We start from the raw sequence: 15,191 nt of genomic DNA, 5'->3' as shown, positions 1-15,191 counted from the left end.
CTCTGTCGCGAGGTGGCGTATGTTACGCTTTCCTCTTTCAGAGTCAACCCCATTTCTCAGGAATTTTTCTCTTCAACCGAACCGGCTGTTTGTGTGAAGTGATTCACATCCGCCGTGTCGATGGAGGCGCATTATAGGGATCCCATTTTTTTGCACAACCCTTTTTTTCGATCTTTCTTCTGATAGCTGTTTTTTCATTCTTTTTGTTGAGATCCCATACGATCTGCTGTTTTTTTGAGGTGTGAATCCCCTCTGAAAGGCCGATAATGAGCCACATTACCTGCAATTCGTCCTATAGAGGTTTTCATGTCTGCAAACATTCGTTCCTATAAAAACCTGACACCCACGATCGGTCAGCGCGTTATGGTCGATTCCACCAGCGTGATTATCGGCGATGTCCGCCTTGCGGATGATGTCGGCATATGGCCACTGGTCGCGATCCGCGGTGACGTAAACTATGTTGCTATCGGCGCCCGCACGAATATCCAGGACGGCAGCGTGCTACACGTTACCCACAAGTCTTCTTATAACCCGGAAGGTAACCCGCTAATTGTGGGTGAAGACGTTACGGTAGGACACAAAGTCATGCTGCACGGCTGCACCATTGGAGATCGGGTACTTGTTGGCATGGGATCGATATTGCTCGATGGGGTAGTTGTCGAAAACGACGTAATGATCGGCGCCGGCAGTCTGGTGCCTCAAAATAAGCGCCTGGAGAGTGGCTACCTTTATCTTGGTAGCCCAGTGAAGCAGATTCGTCCGTTGCAAGAGGTGGAGCTTGAGGGTCTCAGGTATTCAGCGAATAACTATGTAAAGTGGAAAGATGAGTATCTCGCTCAGGAGAGCCAGATCCAGCCCTGATCGTCTTCTTTTTGGTTGCGGATCGCCTGCTCAGCTTCATCTTCTAAATCCCAGCGATGCAGACGAAAGCTCTCGACCCAAAACTCTGGCGCATCCCCACCAAAGCGATGCGCCAGTGCTTCTGCCGACAATGCACAGGTGACCTGAAACCCATTAACCAGCGCCGGGAAGCAGAGAGACTGATTTGCGTCGTCCCATTCTTCACGATCGGGAAACAGAATCGCCTGATTCACAAAGACAGTTCCTTTTTCAGTGCCTCAATGACAGGGGCAATTTCTGGCATAACGCCGTGCCATAAAAGCACCGCATGCGCGGCCTGAGCCACCAGCATCCCCAGCCCATCCTCGCAGTGTTTTGCACCATGCTGTTCGCACCACTTCAAAAAAGGCGTACTTCCTTTCTGATAGAACATGTCGTAGCAACGCACGTTCATATTGATGATGGCATCCGGGATCGCCGGAACGTTTCCACCGATGCCGCTGGACGTTGCATTGATGATCAAATCGAACGTTTCGCTCTGCAGTGAATCCATTGCCAGAGCACGAATGCTGCCGGTGTGGGCGAAGATCGCGGCCAGCTCCTGTGCGCGGGCAAAGGTACGGTTAGTCACAGTAACAGCACAGTCCAGGGATAAAAGCGGCAGCAATACTCCACGCGCCGCGCCGCCAGCACCTATCAGCAAAATACGATAGCCCGGTTTGATCAGATCCAGTCGTTCCAGATCGCTAAGCAACCCTATTCCATCGGTGTTATCACCCAGCAGCCGCCCATCTTCCAGCCGCTTCAGCGTATTCACCGCCCCGGCGAGCGCAGCCCGCTCGGTGAGTTCATCCGCTCTGGCGAAAGCTTCCTCTTTAAAAGGCACGGTGACGTTGCAGCCTTTGCCTCCTTCAGCAAAAAACCTGTTCAGCGTTTCAGTAAACGCCTCCAACGGCGCAAGCACTCGTCCGTAAGGATGTTCGATGTTCAACTGCCGGGCAAATTGCTGATGAATGAAAGGCGATTTGCTGTGGGCAATGGGGTTGCCGAATACGGCGTACTGTTCCATATGATTATCCCTGGCGGAAAAGTTCGCCCGTCAGGGCATCCCGGATTTCGGAAGGGTTAAGGCGACCGCCGGTTTCGCCTTTAACTACCGGGAAGGATTCGCCGAACTGAGCAACGACTTCTTCGACGTTGCGGCATGGCTCCTGCCCGCTCAGGTTCGCACTTGTTGAAACAAGTGGCTTACCGTAGGCCTGGCACAGCTCAACCACCAGCGGATGATTAGTGACGCGAACAGCCAGAGTGTCGAATCGGCCGGTCAACCAGCGGGGCGTTGACGCTCTCGCCGGAAAGACAAAAGTGACAGGCCCAGGCCAGCGCGAAAAGACCGTTTCTCGTTGGCTGTCTGTTAATACTGAATCATCTATATAAGGTTTGAGCTGCTCAAAACTCGCCGCAATAAGGATAAGTCCTTTTTCTACTGGCCTCTGCTTAAGCTCCAGCAAACGCATAACAGCAGTTTCACTGTCCGGATCGCAGCCGACGCCGAAAACAGCTTCAGTGGGATAAGCGATGACTTCTTTATTATTGAGCGCTTCGAGAGCTTTCAAAACGCTTAGTTCATGCAGGTGACTGTTCACTGATTTATTCCGCCGATATCGGCTTTCCACATTGTTTACTGGCGCAATAGAGCTTAACGCCCTGTGCCGTTTTCTTTTCGATAAGTAGCGGATAGTGGCACTCAGGGCACTCTCCCACCACCGGTTTGAAATTCAGAGCGAACTGGCAATCGGGATAACGATCGCAGGAATGAAAGGTTTTGCCATAGCGTGAGCGACGCTGAACAAGATGACCTTGATGGCATTGCGGGCAGGCGATAGACGTCTCATCAGGTTTATCAATAAGCTCGGTGTGTTCGCAGACGGGATACTGGCTACACCCTATGAACATGCCAAAACGCCCCTGACGAAGCACCATTTCCGCACCACAAACCGGGCAAAGCTGGCCTTCCAGAACTTTCACGATATGTCCGTCCGCCTGGCTTTTCAGGGGACGAACATAATCGCATTCCGGGTAATGGGAACAACCGAGAAACGGCCCGTGCTTACCGGACCGGATAATGAGCTCGGCCCCGCACTGTGGGCAGGGCTCGTTTTTAGGCACCGAAAACAGTGCAGATTTAGCCATAACAACTCTTGTCGCTGCGCAAGGGAATCAGTGCAGCATACCTTCATTTACTTCGAAGAGTAATTCTTCCATCTGCTGATAGGCATTTTCACAGCCCGGAATATTAAACAGCACCATCAGGATGACCCATTTCAGATCCTCCAGCTCAAACTCTGTGGCATCCAGCGCCATGACGCGTTCGATGACCATTTCACGCGTTTCGAGGTTTAGCACCTGAATCTGCTCCAGGAATAACAAGAATCCCCGGCAACTGGCATCCAGCCGTTGGCACTCATCTGCAGTATAAATGCGGACAGAAAGTGGATCCGAAGCCAGCTGCATCGGCTCTGCGAGCCCTTCCTGATAGTCAGCCAGCTTTTCCAACCACAGTAGTGCGTTGTAGATATCTTCCCGATCGAAACCGGCATCGGTTAAATCCCGCGTCAGTTTATCCTGGTCCACCCGCATCTCTGCTTCGTTATGGATGTAAGTCTCAAATAAATACATCAGTACGTCGAACATGGCATGCCCTCCTTAATCGGACATAGCCGCCGGGTACAGCTGCGATCCACCCTGCTAACTCCAGTTCGAGTAGCTGAGCTACGGTTACTGGCACAGGTTGGCCGGCACGTTCAGCGACAACGTCAACAGGTGTTACCTCATCTCCTACGTTAGCCAGGAGCTCCGGAAATGGCAATGCTGCAAACTCCGTATCCGGGGAATAATTTGATTTTTCAGGCTCATCTGGCAGCGGATAGCGCCCGAATTGCAAATTTTCCATGATGTCCTCTATCGTCGTCACAGGAACAGCTCCCTGCTTAATTAGCCAGTGCGGGCCTTCCGATCCGGGGTTGCCCAGCGGACCTGGAATTGCAAAGACTTCACGACCTTGCTCCAACGCGGTACGGGCAGTCACCAGAGAACCGCTTTTCGGTGCCGCCTCCACCACTAAAACACCGTAGCTGAGGCCACTGATGATTCGATTTCGGCGAGGGAAATTGGCAGGAAAGGGGAGCTGGTTCAACGGGAATTCGCTAACCAACGCGCCGCCATTTTCAAGAATACGCTGAGCCAGGGCGGCATGCCGACGCGGATAGGTATGAAAGAGGCCGTTTCCGAGCACAGCAATGGTTTTTCCATGAACATCCAGCGCGGCCCTGTGTGCTATTCCATCAATGCCGAGCGCCATACCGCTGGTCACCGTCAGGCCTTTTCGGGCAATAGCCTCACTAAGGATGCGCCCCCAGCGCTCCCCATACCAGGAATGGTGACGGCTGCCGACAATGGCGATTTGTGGAGACAAGAGTAACTGCGGATCCCCCGCGACAAACAAAGCCCCAGGGTAATCGACGGTCGCTTTTAGAGTGGAAGGATAACCGGCATGATCCGCCGTCAGTAAGTGGTGCCCGGGATGTGTTAGCCAGGCAAGCATCTCATTCATCACCCGCCCGGAAAACGAGAAAAAGTGTTTTACCTGGGCCGTAGAAAACCCCTGATTGCGCAAAAAACCTGCGTCTACTGAACCAGCTGAAATGAGTCTTTTTGCCAGCTCGCACATCGTATTGCCGTATAACCCATTGACCGCCATCAGGCGGATCCAGATCTCCGTGGGCGTCATCCTTTTCTCCTTGCCACAAGCTGTCTCGTCAATCTTTGCGATTGGTCAGTGATGCTGTCAATCAGAGGGGGTTTTGTCTAGAATAGAGGTAATAATCTTTCCAACTCCTGAACACAACTCTGGATAATTATGTCAGTTTTGCAAGTGTTACATATTCCGGACGAGCGCCTTCGCAAAGTCGCAGAGCCGGTTAAAGAAGTGAATGCCGACATTCAGCGTATCGTCGATGATATGTTCGAAACCATGTACGACGAAGAAGGCATTGGCCTGGCCGCAACGCAGGTCGATATCCATCAGCGCATCATCGTGATTGACGTTTCCGAAGATCGTGCCGAACAGCTGGTGTTGATTAACCCTGAGCTGCTGGAAAAGAGCGGTGAAACCGGCATCGAAGAAGGCTGCCTGTCTATTCCTGAGCAGCGTGCTCTCGTTCCACGTGCCGAGCGAGTTAAAATTCGCGCGCTGGACAGAAATGGTAAGTCGTTCGAACTGGAGGCCGATGGCCTGCTGGCAATCTGCATTCAGCACGAGATGGATCATCTGGTAGGTAAACTGTTCATCGACTATCTCTCTCCGCTGAAACAGCAGCGTATTCGCCAGAAAGTTGAAAAACTGGATCGCCTGAACGCTCGCGCTTAAGGATAAGAATTAACGTGTCAGAATCACTTCGCATTATTTTTGCCGGTACTCCTGACTTTGCAGCGCGTCATCTTGACGCGCTGTTGTCGTCTGGGCACCAGATCGTGGGCGTATTTACCCAACCAGACCGTCCCGCCGGCCGCGGTAAAAAGCTGATGCCGAGCCCCGTTAAAGTGCTGGCAGAAGAAAAAGGTCTGCCGGTTTTCCAGCCCGCCTCGCTTCGCCCGCAGGAAAACCAGCAGCTCGTTGCCGATCTCAACGCCGACGTTATGGTGGTGGTAGCGTATGGTCTGATTTTACCGAAAGCCGTTCTTGATATGCCACGCCTCGGCTGCATTAACGTTCATGGTTCACTGCTGCCACGCTGGCGTGGTGCTGCACCAATCCAGCGTTCTCTCTGGGCGGGTGATGCACAAACGGGCGTCACGATCATGCAGATGGACGTCGGGCTTGATACCGGTGACATGCTCTATAAGCTCGCCTGCCCGATCACGGCAGAAGACACCAGCGGCTCGCTGTACGACAAGCTGGCTGAGCTCGGTCCACAAGGGTTGATCGAAACCCTGAAGCAGATGGCGGAAGGCACAGCTAAACCTGAAGTTCAGGACGAAGCGCTGGTCACACACGCCGAAAAGCTCAGCAAAGAAGAGGCTCGCGTTGACTGGTCACTTTCGGCTGAACAGCTTGAACGTAATATCCGGGCCTTTAATCCATGGCCAATGAGCTGGCTGGAGATTGATGGTCAACCGGTTAAAGTCTGGCAAGCCACAGTTATTCACGCAGACACTGCGGCAGAACCAGGAACGATCGTCGATGCCAACAAGAAAGGCATCCAGGTTGCAACCGCGCGTGGGATCCTGAATCTGCAGTCGCTTCAGCCTGCGGGAAAAAAGGCCATGAGCGCACAGGATCTTCTGAATTCACGTCGGGAGTGGTTTATTCCCGGCAACCGTCTTGCCTGACGGTTTCTTACTTTCAGCCCGGTTATACCGGGCCTTTTCATTTTTATGCTTATGAAAAAAAATACAAATTTACGTAGCCTTGCCGCTCAGGCTATCGAACAGGTCGTTGAGAAAGGCCAGTCGCTGAGCAATGTTTTGCCGCACCTGCAAAACAAAGTTGCCGATAAAGATCGTGCCCTGCTGCAGGAACTGAGTTTTGGCGTGCTGCGTACTCTGCCGCAGCTGGAGTGGCTCATCAAAAAATTGATGGAACGCCCCATGACGGGCAAACAGCGTACCGTCCACTTTCTACTGATGGTTGGCCTTTATCAGCTTCTGTATACCCGCATTCCAGCCCACGCGGCGCTGGCGGAAACGGTTGAAGGTGCAGTAGCCATCAAGCGCCCGCAGCTGAAAGGGCTGATCAACGGTGTACTGCGCCAGTTTCAGCGTAATCAGGAAGCCCTGTTAGCCGAATTTGCCGGGACGGAAATGCGCTTCCTGCACCCTTCCTGGCTGGTGAAACGTATTCAAAAAGCTTATCCGCAGCAGTGGCAAGCCATCCTTGAGGCCAACAACCAGCGCCCACCTATGTGGCTGCGCGTTAACCGCAACCATCACTCACGTGATGCATGGCTTGCATTGCTGGAAGCATCCGGAATGAAAGGCTTTACGCATCAGGACTACCCTGACGCTGTGCGCCTGGAAACGCCGACGTCGGTAATGGCACTGCCCGGCTTTGCCGAGGGCTGGGTCACCGTACAGGATGCTTCCGCCCAAGGCTGCATGAACTATCTGACGCCTAAAAATGGCGAAGAGATCCTCGATTTGTGCGCGGCGCCGGGCGGGAAAACGACCCACATTCTTGAAGTCGCCCCTAAAGCGAGCGTACTGGCCGTCGATGTTGATGAGCAGCGCCTGACTCGCGTCTATGAAAACCTGAAACGCCTCGGCATGAACGCACGGGTGAAGCAAGGCGATGGCCGTTATCCTTCACAGTGGTGCGGTGAACAGCAGTTCGATCGCATTCTGCTGGATGCCCCTTGCTCCGCTACGGGCGTGATTCGCCGCCACCCGGATATCAAATGGCTACGGCGCGATCGTGATATCGCTGAACTGGCTCAGCTTCAGGCAGAAATCCTTGATGCCACCTGGCTGCATCTCAAAGCTGGCGGTACGCTGGTGTACGCCACCTGCTCTATTCTGCCGGAAGAAAACAGCGAACAGATTGCAGCGTTCCTGAAACGTACGCCAGATGCGACCCTCTGCGAGACGGGCACCGCAGAACATCCCGGTCAGCAAAACCTGCCGGCGGCGGATGAAGGCGACGGATTCTTTTACGCTAAGCTAATCAAACAGTGATGAATTAATGGATCGCGACTGATGAAAATTATCATTCTGGGTGCCGGACAAGTGGGCGGTACGCTGGCAGAGAACCTGGTCGGCGAGAATAACGACATCACCGTGGTAGATACCAACGGCGATCGCCTGCGCACCCTGCAGGACAAATTCGATTTACGCGTTGTTCAGGGCCACGGCTCTCATCCCCGCGTGCTGAGGGAAGCCGGGGCTGACGATGCGGATATGCTCGTCGCCGTTACCAGCTCTGATGAAACCAATATGGTTGCCTGCCAGGTAGCCTATTCTCTTTTCAATACGCCGAACCGCATCGCTCGTATTCGTTCACCCGACTACGTCCGCGACGCAGATAAGTTGTTCCATTCTGAAGCGGTGCCAATCGATCATCTGATCGCACCTGAACAGCTTGTCATCGACAATATTTATCGCCTGATTGAGTATCCGGGTGCCCTGCAGGTGGTGAACTTTGCCGAAGGAAAAGTGAGCCTAGCGGTGGTAAAAGCCTATTATGGTGGCCCACTGGTCGGTAATGCGCTGTCCACTATGCGGGAGCACATGCCGCATATCGATACTCGCGTAGCGGCGATTTTCCGCCACGACCGGCCTATCCGTCCTCAGGGATCGACCATTGTTGAGGCAGGCGACGAAGTCTTCTTCATTGCCGCTTCGCAGCATATTCGCGCCGTAATGAGTGAACTTCAGCGCCTGGAAAAGCCCTATAAGCGAATCATGCTTGTCGGCGGCGGAAACATCGGCGCTGGTCTGGCACGTCGTCTGGAAAAAGATTACAGCGTGAAACTGATCGAACGGGATCAGCAACGCGCGGCTGAGCTTGCGGAAAAGCTGCAAAATACGATCGTCTTCTTTGGCGACGCATCGGATCAGGAGTTGCTGGCAGAAGAGCATATCGATCAGGTTGATCTGTTTATTGCCGTCACCAACGACGATGAAGCGAATATTATGTCGGCCATGTTAGCCAAGCGTATGGGTGCTAAAAAAGTGATGGTGCTTATCCAGCGCCGTGCCTATGTCGATCTGGTGCAGGGCAGCGTGATTGATATTGCAATTTCCCCACAGCAGGCCACTATCTCCGCATTATTAAGCCATGTCCGCAAGGCAGATATCGTTGGTGTTTCATCTCTTCGCCGAGGCGTTGCTGAGGCGATTGAAGCCGTCGCCCATGGGGATGAAAGTACCTCCAGGGTGGTTGGCCGCGTGATTGATGATATTAAACTCCCGCCGGGCACAATTATTGGTGCAGTCGTTCGCGGTAATGAAGTCCTCATCGCCAATGACAATTTGCGGATTGAGCAGGGTGACCACGTAATTATGTTCCTGACGGATAAAAAGTTTATTACCGACGTCGAGCGCCTGTTCCAGCCCAGTCCGTTCTTCCTGTAACCGAAAAAGGCGCTCAAATGAGCGTCTTTTTTATTAACCCTTTATTATTCAAGGTCTATTTATTCAAAATAGCCGTCGCGCTGTAATGGAAATTGACCAGACATTTGTTAAACTTATAAACGACAGCTGGTTCAAGGAGAATAAAATGAGCATTATTAAAGAGTTTCGCGAATTCGCGATGCGCGGAAACGTGGTTGATTTGGCAGTGGGTGTCATTATTGGTGCGGCATTCGGTAAAATCGTATCGTCATTAGTTGCCGATATTATTATGCCTCCGCTGGGATTATTGATTGGCGGGATCGATTTCAAACAGTTTGCGGTTACGCTGCGTGATGCGCAGGGCGACGTTCCTGCGGTAGTGATGCACTACGGCGTGTTCATCCAGAATATTTTTGATTTCGTGATTGTGGCATTCGCCATCTTTATGGCGATTAAGCTTATTAACAAGCTCAATCGTAAGAAAGAAGAGCCGGCTGCGGATCCAGTACCGACGAAAGAAGAAGTCTTACTGACTGAAATTCGCGATCTGCTGAAAGAGCAAAACAGCCGCTCTTAATCAGGACACTGAAAGCAGAAAGCCAGTGGTAAAAAAGTGATTCACTTTCTTGCCACTGGCCTCCCAGTTACCTCTGTTGCCATGTTTGCCCTTACGCTGAAAACTGCCTTTCCCTTTCTTACTTTTCTCAACGCGCTGACGAAACAGTGGGTCACGTAATAACGCTTCTACCGCGTTATCCTTTATTTGCCCCTTCGTATGCTGATAGCGGCTCATATTTTCTCCGGATTGTGTAATAAGACGGCGGGAGTGTAATCCTGCAACAGTCGAAAATCAATGCCCTGCTTGCTCTGCCTCAGCTCCCTGCTCAAGCGCTTCGAGAATAGAACAGTAAACACTGCTGTGGGCACTGCCGCAGCATGCATCATTCAGGCGCTGCAGAGAACGGCGCATCGTTTCCAGCTGCGCAATCCTTGCTTCGACTTCATTCAGCCGGGACTGGACGATGCTTTTCGACTCCTGACAGGTATGATGTTCGGGATCGATACGAATCGACAGCAGTTCACGGATCGCTTCGAGCGTAAAGCCAAGCTGCGTACCGTGGCGTATAAACCGCAAGCGCTGCAGATCGCTTTCTGTATAAAGCCGGAATCCACCTTCAGTGCGAACAGAATGATCCATCATCTGCTGTTTTTCATAATAGCGGATGGTATCGGGCGTCACGCCTGCGAGTTTCGCTAATTCACCAATACGATACATCAGCATTCCTCCCGTAATTTACTGCATAACTTATCGGCATAATCACCACGCAAAAAATCTGTACTCAGCCCGGCCTGCTGTAGTTTCAATTCGAGCAGCGTAAGGCGGCGCTGGATTTCAGGCACTCCAGGGTCATCCTCACGAATACCTTTTAGCAATCCTATGAGCTCGACGGCCTCTTTATGCTGTGCGAGTTCCGGAGGAAGGCAACCAGCGTTCTTCAACAGACGATAACCTGCACGCAGTTCAGGGGGAACATGACTGTCATCATCAAGAAATAAAGGTTCACCCCGGCCCGGCAGGAGATCAAACTCACCCCGGGACTGTGCCTCCTGAATATGACGCTCGGCCCACTGATCGAGTAACCACATCGTAAATATCCTGATGAACAAAAAGAGTACAATGATTGTAGCGAAATGGGGATCTTACAGGCATAAAAAAAACCCGCCGAGGCGGGTTTTTTCATACTACTGCAAATTACTCTGCAGCTGCTTCTGCTTTCGCTTCTGAACGATCAACCAGCTCGATGTAAGCCATCGGCGCGTTGTCGCCTGCACGGAAACCACACTTCATGATGCGAGTGTAACCACCGGCACGGCTCGCGAAACGCGGGCCCAGTTCGTTAAACAGTTTTGCCACGATCTCGTTATCACGAGTACGGGCGAATGCCAGACGACGATTAGCAACGCTATCAGTCTTGGCAAGAGTAATCAGCGGCTCAACTACGCGACGCAGCTCTTTCGCTTTAGGCAGGGTCGTCTTGATGATCTCATGACGAACCAGGGAACCTGCCATGTTGCGGAACATAGCCTGGCGATGGCTGCTGTTGCGGTTCAGTTGACGACCACTCTTACGATGGCGCATGACCTTATCCTTCTCAGTAAAACCTTAACCTGTGATCCGGTTACTCGTCAGCAATGCTTGCCGGTGGCCAGTTTTCCAGGCGCATGCCCAGAGACAGACCACGAGAGGCCAGCACGTCTTTAATCTCAGTAAGAGATTTTTTACCCAGGTTTGGCGTTTTCAGCAACTCAACCTCGGTACGCTGTACCAGATCACCGATATAGTGGATAGCTTCTGCCTTGAGGCAGTTAGCAGAGCGGACAGTCAATTCCAGATCGTCAACAGGGCGCAGCAGGATCGGATCGAATTCTGGTTTCTCTTCTTTCACTTCCGGCTGACGTACATCACGTAAGTCAACGAAAGCTTCCAGTTGTTCTGCCAGGATGGTTGCCGCACGACGAATCGCCTCTTCAGGATCGATTGTGCCATTGGTTTCCATTTCGATGACCAGCTTGTCCAGGTCGGTACGCTGCTCTACGCGCGCTGCTTCAACATTGTAGGCGATACGCTCTACAGGGCTGTAGCATGCGTCGACCAGCAGACGGCCGATTGGGCGCTCATCTTCTTCCGAATGAATTCGGGCAGAAGCCGGCACATAACCGCGACCGCGCTGAACTTTGATACGCATATTGATAGATGCGTTCTCATCAGTCAGGTGGCAGATAACATGCTGCGGCTTGACGATTTCGACATCACCGTCGTGGGTGATGTCGGCTGCGGTCACAGGGCCAATGCCAGATTTATTCAGAGTAAGAATAACTTCATCTTTACCCTGAACTCTCACCGCCAGCCCTTTCAGGTTGAGCAGGATTTCAAGGATATCTTCCTGAACGCCTTCTTTGGTGCTGTACTCATGAAGTACACCATCAATCTCAACCTCGGTCACCGCGCAACCCGGCATCGATGAGAGCAGAATACGGCGCAGTGCGTTACCCAAAGTATGGCCGAAGCCACGCTCTAAAGGCTCAAGGGTCACCTTGGCGTGCGTCGAACTCACTTGCTCGATATCGACCAGGCGCGGTTTTAGAAACTCTGTCACAGAACCCTGCATTGTGTCCTCTCTTTGGTACTAAGCTTTACTTGGAGTAAAGCTCGACGATCAGGTGTTCGTTAATGTCCGCAGACAGATCAGAACGCTCAGGCTGACGCTTGAACGTACCTTCCATCTTGCCAGCATCAACTTCCAGCCAGGTTGGCTTTTCACGCTGCTCAGCCAGCTCAAGAGCGGCTTTCACGCGAGATTGCTTTTTCGCTTTCTCACGAACACTGACAACGTCATTCGCTTTAACCTGATAAGAAGCGATGTTAACAACACGACCGTTTACCATGATAGCTTTGTGGCTAACCAGCTGACGTGATTCAGCACGAGTAGCGCCGAAGCCCATACGGTATACAACGTTGTCCAGACGACCTTCCAGCAGAGCCAACAGGTTTTCACCGGTGTTGCCTTTCAGACGTGCTGCTTCTTTGTAGTAGTTACGGAACTGACGCTCCAGCACACCGTAGATACGGCGAACTTTTTGCTTTTCACGCAACTGCACACCATAGTCAGACAGACGCGGTTTACGCGCACCGTGCTGGCCAGGAGCTTGTTCAATTTTACACTTGGTATCGATCGCGCGAACGCCAGACTTAAGGAATAAGTCGGTGCCCTCACGACGGCTCAGCTTGAGCTTAGGACCCAAATATCTTGCCATTTTCTTTCTCCAACTAACCTGGAAAACGCAGCGTTATACGCGACGTTTTTTCGGCGGACGACAACCGTTATGAGGGATCGGAGTCACATCAGTAATGTTAGTGATGCGGAAACCAGCGGCGTTCAGAGCACGAATAGTAGATTCGCGACCCGGACCCGGACCTTTGACCATAACTTCCAGATTCTTGATACCGTAATCTTTTACGGCTTCAGCGCAACGCTCTGCCGCAACCTGAGCTGCGAACGGAGTGGATTTGCGAGAACCACGGAAACCGGAACCACCGGCTGTTGCCCAACCCAGTGCGTTACCCTGACGATCAGAGATGGTAACGATGGTGTTGTTGAAAGAAGCATGGATATGAGCCACGCCGTCAGAGACTTGTTTTCTTACACGCTTACGTGCACGAACTGGTGCCTTTGCCATTATTCAATCACCCCGATTATTTCTTGATCGGTTTGCGCGGACCCTTACGGGTACGTGCGTTGGTCTTAGTACGCTGACCGCGCACTGGCAGACCACGACGATGACGCAAACCGCGATAGCAACCAAGATCCATCAGGCGCTTGATGCTCATGCTGATTTCACGGCGCAGATCACCTTCAACGACAAATTTGGCAACTTCGTCACGCAGCGTGTCGATTTGTTCTTCAGACAGCTCACTGATCTTAACATCTTCAGCAATACCTGCCGCAGCCAGAATGGCTTTGGAACGGGTTTTGCCGACGCCGAAGATCGAAGTTAATGCGATCACGGCATGTTTCTGATCAGGAATGTTAATGCCTGCTATACGGGCCACTATGCACTCCTACTATTTAATATGTACATACCATGCTGAAAAGCCCGTTTTCAGGATACTCAAATGGATATGTACAGACATACAAAAAGATTGGCTGGCTAATCTAGCCAGCTCAACCCAACTTTGCAAGAAAAATATGCGAATTAATCAGCCTTGGCGCTGTTTATGCTTCGGCTCGGCACTGCAAATCACACGGATGACACCATCACGCTTAACGATTTTGCAGTTACGGCATAATTTCTTGACGGAAGCACGAACTTTCATTTTTACTCTCCGTAACTTCTCGGGCGACCATTAACGGCCATAGCCTTTCAGGTTCGCCTTCTTCAATGCAGACTCGTACTGACTTGACATCATCAGAGTTTGCACTTGAGCCATAAAGTCCATAATCACGACAACAACGATGAGCAGCGATGTTCCACCAAAGTAGAACGGCACTTTCATTGCATCACGCATGAACTCCGGGATCAGGCAGATAAAAGTGATGTACAACGCACCGACCAAAGTCAGACGAGTCATTACTTTATCGATATACTTCGCCGTTTGTTCTCCCGGACGAATTCCTGGTACGAATGCACCGGACTTCTTCAGGTTATCTGCTGTTTCACGCGGGTTGAAAACCAACGCCGTGTAGAAGAAACAGAAGAAGATGATTGCAGACGCATAGAGTAACACATAAAGCGGTTGCCCAGGCTGCAAATACAGCGAAATTGTTGTCAGCCAGTTCCAACCAGTACCGCCCCCGAACCATGACGCGATGGTCGCCGGGAACAGAATAATACTGGAAGCGAAGATTGCCGGGATTACCCCCGCCATATTCACTTTCAGCGGTAAATGTGTGCTCTGTGCAGCATAGACACGACGACCTTGCTGGCGTTTCGCGTAGTTTACCACAATGCGGCGTTGACCACGTTCAACAAACACAACAAAGAAGGTCACTGCAAATACTAATACTGCAACCAACAGCAACAGGAGGAAGTGCAGGTCGCCTTGACGCGCTTGCTCAATAGTATGGGCGATGGCTGGCGGGAGACCCGCAACGATACCGGCGAAGATAATGATCGAGATACCGTTACCGATACCACGTTCAGTAATCTGTTCGCCGAGCCACATCAGGAACATCGTTCCTGTGACCAGACTAACAACAGCGGTGAAATAGAATGCAAAGCCTGGGTTAATCACCAGGCCCTGCATACCAGGCATATTCGGCAAACCAGTAGCAATACCGGTTGCCTGGAATATTGCCAGCACCAGAGTGCCGTAGCGGGTGTACTGGCTAATCTTACGACGGCCAGATTCCCCTTCCTTCTTAATCTCTGCCAGCGTCGGGTGAACCACCGTCAGCAGCTGGATAATAATCGATGCCGAAATGTACGGCATGATACCCAAGGCAAAGATAGAAGCACGGCTGAGAGCACCACCAGAGAACATGTTAAACATCTCAATGATGGTGCCTCGCTGTTGCTCAAGCAGTTTGGCAAGTACAGCGGCATCAATACCAGGGATTGGAATAAAAGAGCCAATACGGAACACGATAAGCGCACCGATAACAAACAGCAGTCTGCGTTTCAGCTCGCCTAAGCCACCTTTGGCACTTTGAAAATCTAATCCCGGTTGTTTAGCCATCTGC

At 51.8% G+C, this 15,191-nt stretch carries 22 protein-coding genes; 6 read left to right on the top strand and 16 right to left on the bottom strand.

The window, feature by feature from the left end; genetic code table 11:
• Window positions 1–306 precede the first annotated feature (306 nt).
• Complete coding sequence (locus AB1287_RS20595) at window positions 307–861, top strand: gamma carbonic anhydrase family protein (protein WP_435618910.1); 555 nt, start codon at window positions 307–309, stop codon at window positions 859–861.
• Here AB1287_RS20595 and AB1287_RS20590 read toward each other — a convergent pair.
• Genes AB1287_RS20590 through dprA form a run of 6 tightly spaced genes read right to left on the bottom strand, consistent with a single transcriptional unit; the run spans window position 837 to window position 4,630 of the window.
• Window positions 837–1,094: a DUF1488 domain-containing protein gene (locus tag AB1287_RS20590; RefSeq protein WP_435618909.1), complete on the bottom strand. Its 258-nt coding sequence runs from the start codon at window positions 1,092–1,094 to the stop codon at window positions 837–839. The genes AB1287_RS20595 and AB1287_RS20590 overlap by 25 nt on opposite strands.
• The gene (aroE, locus tag AB1287_RS20585) at window positions 1,091–1,909 is read right to left on the bottom strand and encodes a shikimate dehydrogenase (RefSeq protein WP_435618908.1); all 819 of its coding nucleotides are present in this window, start codon (window positions 1,907–1,909) and stop codon (window positions 1,091–1,093) included. Before aroE ends, AB1287_RS20590 begins: the two co-directional genes overlap by 4 nt.
• Before the next feature lie 4 nt (window positions 1,910–1,913).
• Window positions 1,914–2,486: an L-threonylcarbamoyladenylate synthase type 1 TsaC gene (gene tsaC, locus AB1287_RS20580; protein WP_435618907.1), complete on the bottom strand. Its 573-nt coding sequence runs from the start codon at window positions 2,484–2,486 to the stop codon at window positions 1,914–1,916.
• Window positions 2,487–2,490: 4 nt separating this feature from the next.
• A complete protein-coding gene (locus AB1287_RS20575) occupies window positions 2,491–3,033 on the bottom strand; it encodes a DNA topoisomerase family protein (RefSeq protein ID WP_312629887.1) in 543 nt (180 codons plus the stop codon).
• Window positions 3,034–3,060: 27 nt separating this feature from the next.
• On the bottom strand, window positions 3,061–3,534 hold the full coding sequence (gene smg, locus AB1287_RS20570) for a DUF494 family protein Smg (protein ID WP_312629886.1): 474 nt from the start codon (window positions 3,532–3,534) through the stop codon (window positions 3,061–3,063).
• Window positions 3,506–4,630 carry a DNA-protecting protein DprA gene (gene dprA, locus AB1287_RS20565; protein WP_435618906.1) on the bottom strand — a complete coding sequence of 375 codons (1,125 nt, stop codon included), beginning with the start codon at window positions 4,628–4,630 and terminating at the stop codon, window positions 3,506–3,508. Before dprA ends, smg begins: the two co-directional genes overlap by 29 nt.
• A 129-nt stretch (window positions 4,631–4,759) precedes the next feature.
• Between dprA and def the strand changes: the two genes are divergently transcribed.
• The 5 genes from def (at window position 4,760) to mscL (ending at window position 9,526) form a co-directional block, all read left to right on the top strand.
• A complete protein-coding gene (gene def / locus AB1287_RS20560) occupies window positions 4,760–5,269 on the top strand; it encodes a peptide deformylase (RefSeq protein ID WP_435618905.1) in 510 nt (169 codons plus the stop codon).
• A 14-nt stretch (window positions 5,270–5,283) separates the two neighbouring features.
• Window positions 5,284–6,231: a methionyl-tRNA formyltransferase gene (gene fmt / locus AB1287_RS20555; RefSeq protein ID WP_435618904.1), complete on the top strand. Its 948-nt coding sequence runs from the start codon at window positions 5,284–5,286 to the stop codon at window positions 6,229–6,231.
• A 51-nt stretch (window positions 6,232–6,282) separates the two neighbouring features.
• Complete coding sequence (rsmB, locus tag AB1287_RS20550; protein WP_435618903.1) at window positions 6,283–7,572, top strand: 16S rRNA (cytosine(967)-C(5))-methyltransferase RsmB; 1,290 nt, start codon at window positions 6,283–6,285, stop codon at window positions 7,570–7,572.
• A gap of 21 nt (window positions 7,573–7,593) precedes the next feature.
• On the top strand, window positions 7,594–8,970 hold the full coding sequence (gene trkA / locus AB1287_RS20545) for a Trk system potassium transporter TrkA (RefSeq protein WP_435618902.1): 1,377 nt from the start codon (window positions 7,594–7,596) through the stop codon (window positions 8,968–8,970).
• Window positions 8,971–9,115: 145 nt separating this feature from the next.
• On the top strand, window positions 9,116–9,526 hold the full coding sequence (gene mscL / locus AB1287_RS20540; protein ID WP_312629878.1) for a large-conductance mechanosensitive channel protein MscL: 411 nt from the start codon (window positions 9,116–9,118) through the stop codon (window positions 9,524–9,526).
• On the opposite strand, the gene AB1287_RS20535 is transcribed toward mscL, so the two are convergent.
• The 10 genes from AB1287_RS20535 to secY all read right to left on the bottom strand — a co-directional run bounded on the left by AB1287_RS20535 (window position 9,527) and on the right by secY (window position 15,187).
• Window positions 9,527–9,742, bottom strand: coding sequence for an alternative ribosome-rescue factor A (locus AB1287_RS20535; protein ID WP_312629877.1), 216 nt, complete (start codon window positions 9,740–9,742; stop codon window positions 9,527–9,529).
• A 57-nt stretch (window positions 9,743–9,799) separates the two neighbouring features.
• Window positions 9,800–10,225, bottom strand: coding sequence for a Zn(2+)-responsive transcriptional regulator (zntR, locus tag AB1287_RS20530; protein WP_312629875.1), 426 nt, complete (start codon window positions 10,223–10,225; stop codon window positions 9,800–9,802).
• The gene (locus AB1287_RS20525; protein WP_312629873.1) at window positions 10,225–10,596 is read right to left on the bottom strand and encodes a DUF1992 domain-containing protein; all 372 of its coding nucleotides are present in this window, start codon (window positions 10,594–10,596) and stop codon (window positions 10,225–10,227) included. Before AB1287_RS20525 ends, zntR begins: the two co-directional genes overlap by 1 nt.
• Before the next feature lie 106 nt (window positions 10,597–10,702).
• Window positions 10,703–11,089 (bottom strand): 50S ribosomal protein L17, encoded by a 387-nt coding sequence (gene rplQ, locus AB1287_RS20520; protein ID WP_097165008.1) that lies wholly within the window; start codon window positions 11,087–11,089, stop codon window positions 10,703–10,705.
• 40 nt (window positions 11,090–11,129) lie between these two features.
• The gene (locus tag AB1287_RS20515; protein ID WP_002209013.1) at window positions 11,130–12,119 is read right to left on the bottom strand and encodes a DNA-directed RNA polymerase subunit alpha; all 990 of its coding nucleotides are present in this window, start codon (window positions 12,117–12,119) and stop codon (window positions 11,130–11,132) included.
• 25 nt (window positions 12,120–12,144) lie between these two features.
• Window positions 12,145–12,765, bottom strand: coding sequence for a 30S ribosomal protein S4 (rpsD, locus tag AB1287_RS20510; RefSeq protein WP_097165007.1), 621 nt, complete (start codon window positions 12,763–12,765; stop codon window positions 12,145–12,147).
• 33 nt (window positions 12,766–12,798) lie between these two features.
• The gene (gene rpsK / locus AB1287_RS20505) at window positions 12,799–13,188 is read right to left on the bottom strand and encodes a 30S ribosomal protein S11 (RefSeq protein ID WP_043081126.1); all 390 of its coding nucleotides are present in this window, start codon (window positions 13,186–13,188) and stop codon (window positions 12,799–12,801) included.
• Window positions 13,189–13,204: 16 nt separating this feature from the next.
• Window positions 13,205–13,561, bottom strand: coding sequence for a 30S ribosomal protein S13 (gene rpsM / locus AB1287_RS20500; protein ID WP_097165006.1), 357 nt, complete (start codon window positions 13,559–13,561; stop codon window positions 13,205–13,207).
• Between the two features lie 147 nt (window positions 13,562–13,708).
• On the bottom strand, window positions 13,709–13,825 hold the full coding sequence (gene rpmJ / locus AB1287_RS20495) for a 50S ribosomal protein L36 (RefSeq protein WP_000868187.1): 117 nt from the start codon (window positions 13,823–13,825) through the stop codon (window positions 13,709–13,711).
• A 30-nt stretch (window positions 13,826–13,855) separates the two neighbouring features.
• Window positions 13,856–15,187, bottom strand: coding sequence for a preprotein translocase subunit SecY (gene secY, locus AB1287_RS20490; RefSeq protein ID WP_097165005.1), 1,332 nt, complete (start codon window positions 15,185–15,187; stop codon window positions 13,856–13,858).
• Window positions 15,188–15,191: the final 4 nt, after the last annotated feature.

Origin of the sequence: Scandinavium sp. UTDF21-P1B, from assembly GCF_040750395.1 — a bacterium.
Taxonomy (GTDB): Bacteria; Pseudomonadota; Gammaproteobacteria; order Enterobacterales; family Enterobacteriaceae; genus Scandinavium.
The sequence above is the reverse complement of the archived record's forward strand: the minus strand, read 5'-3'. Positions and strand labels throughout refer to the sequence as shown.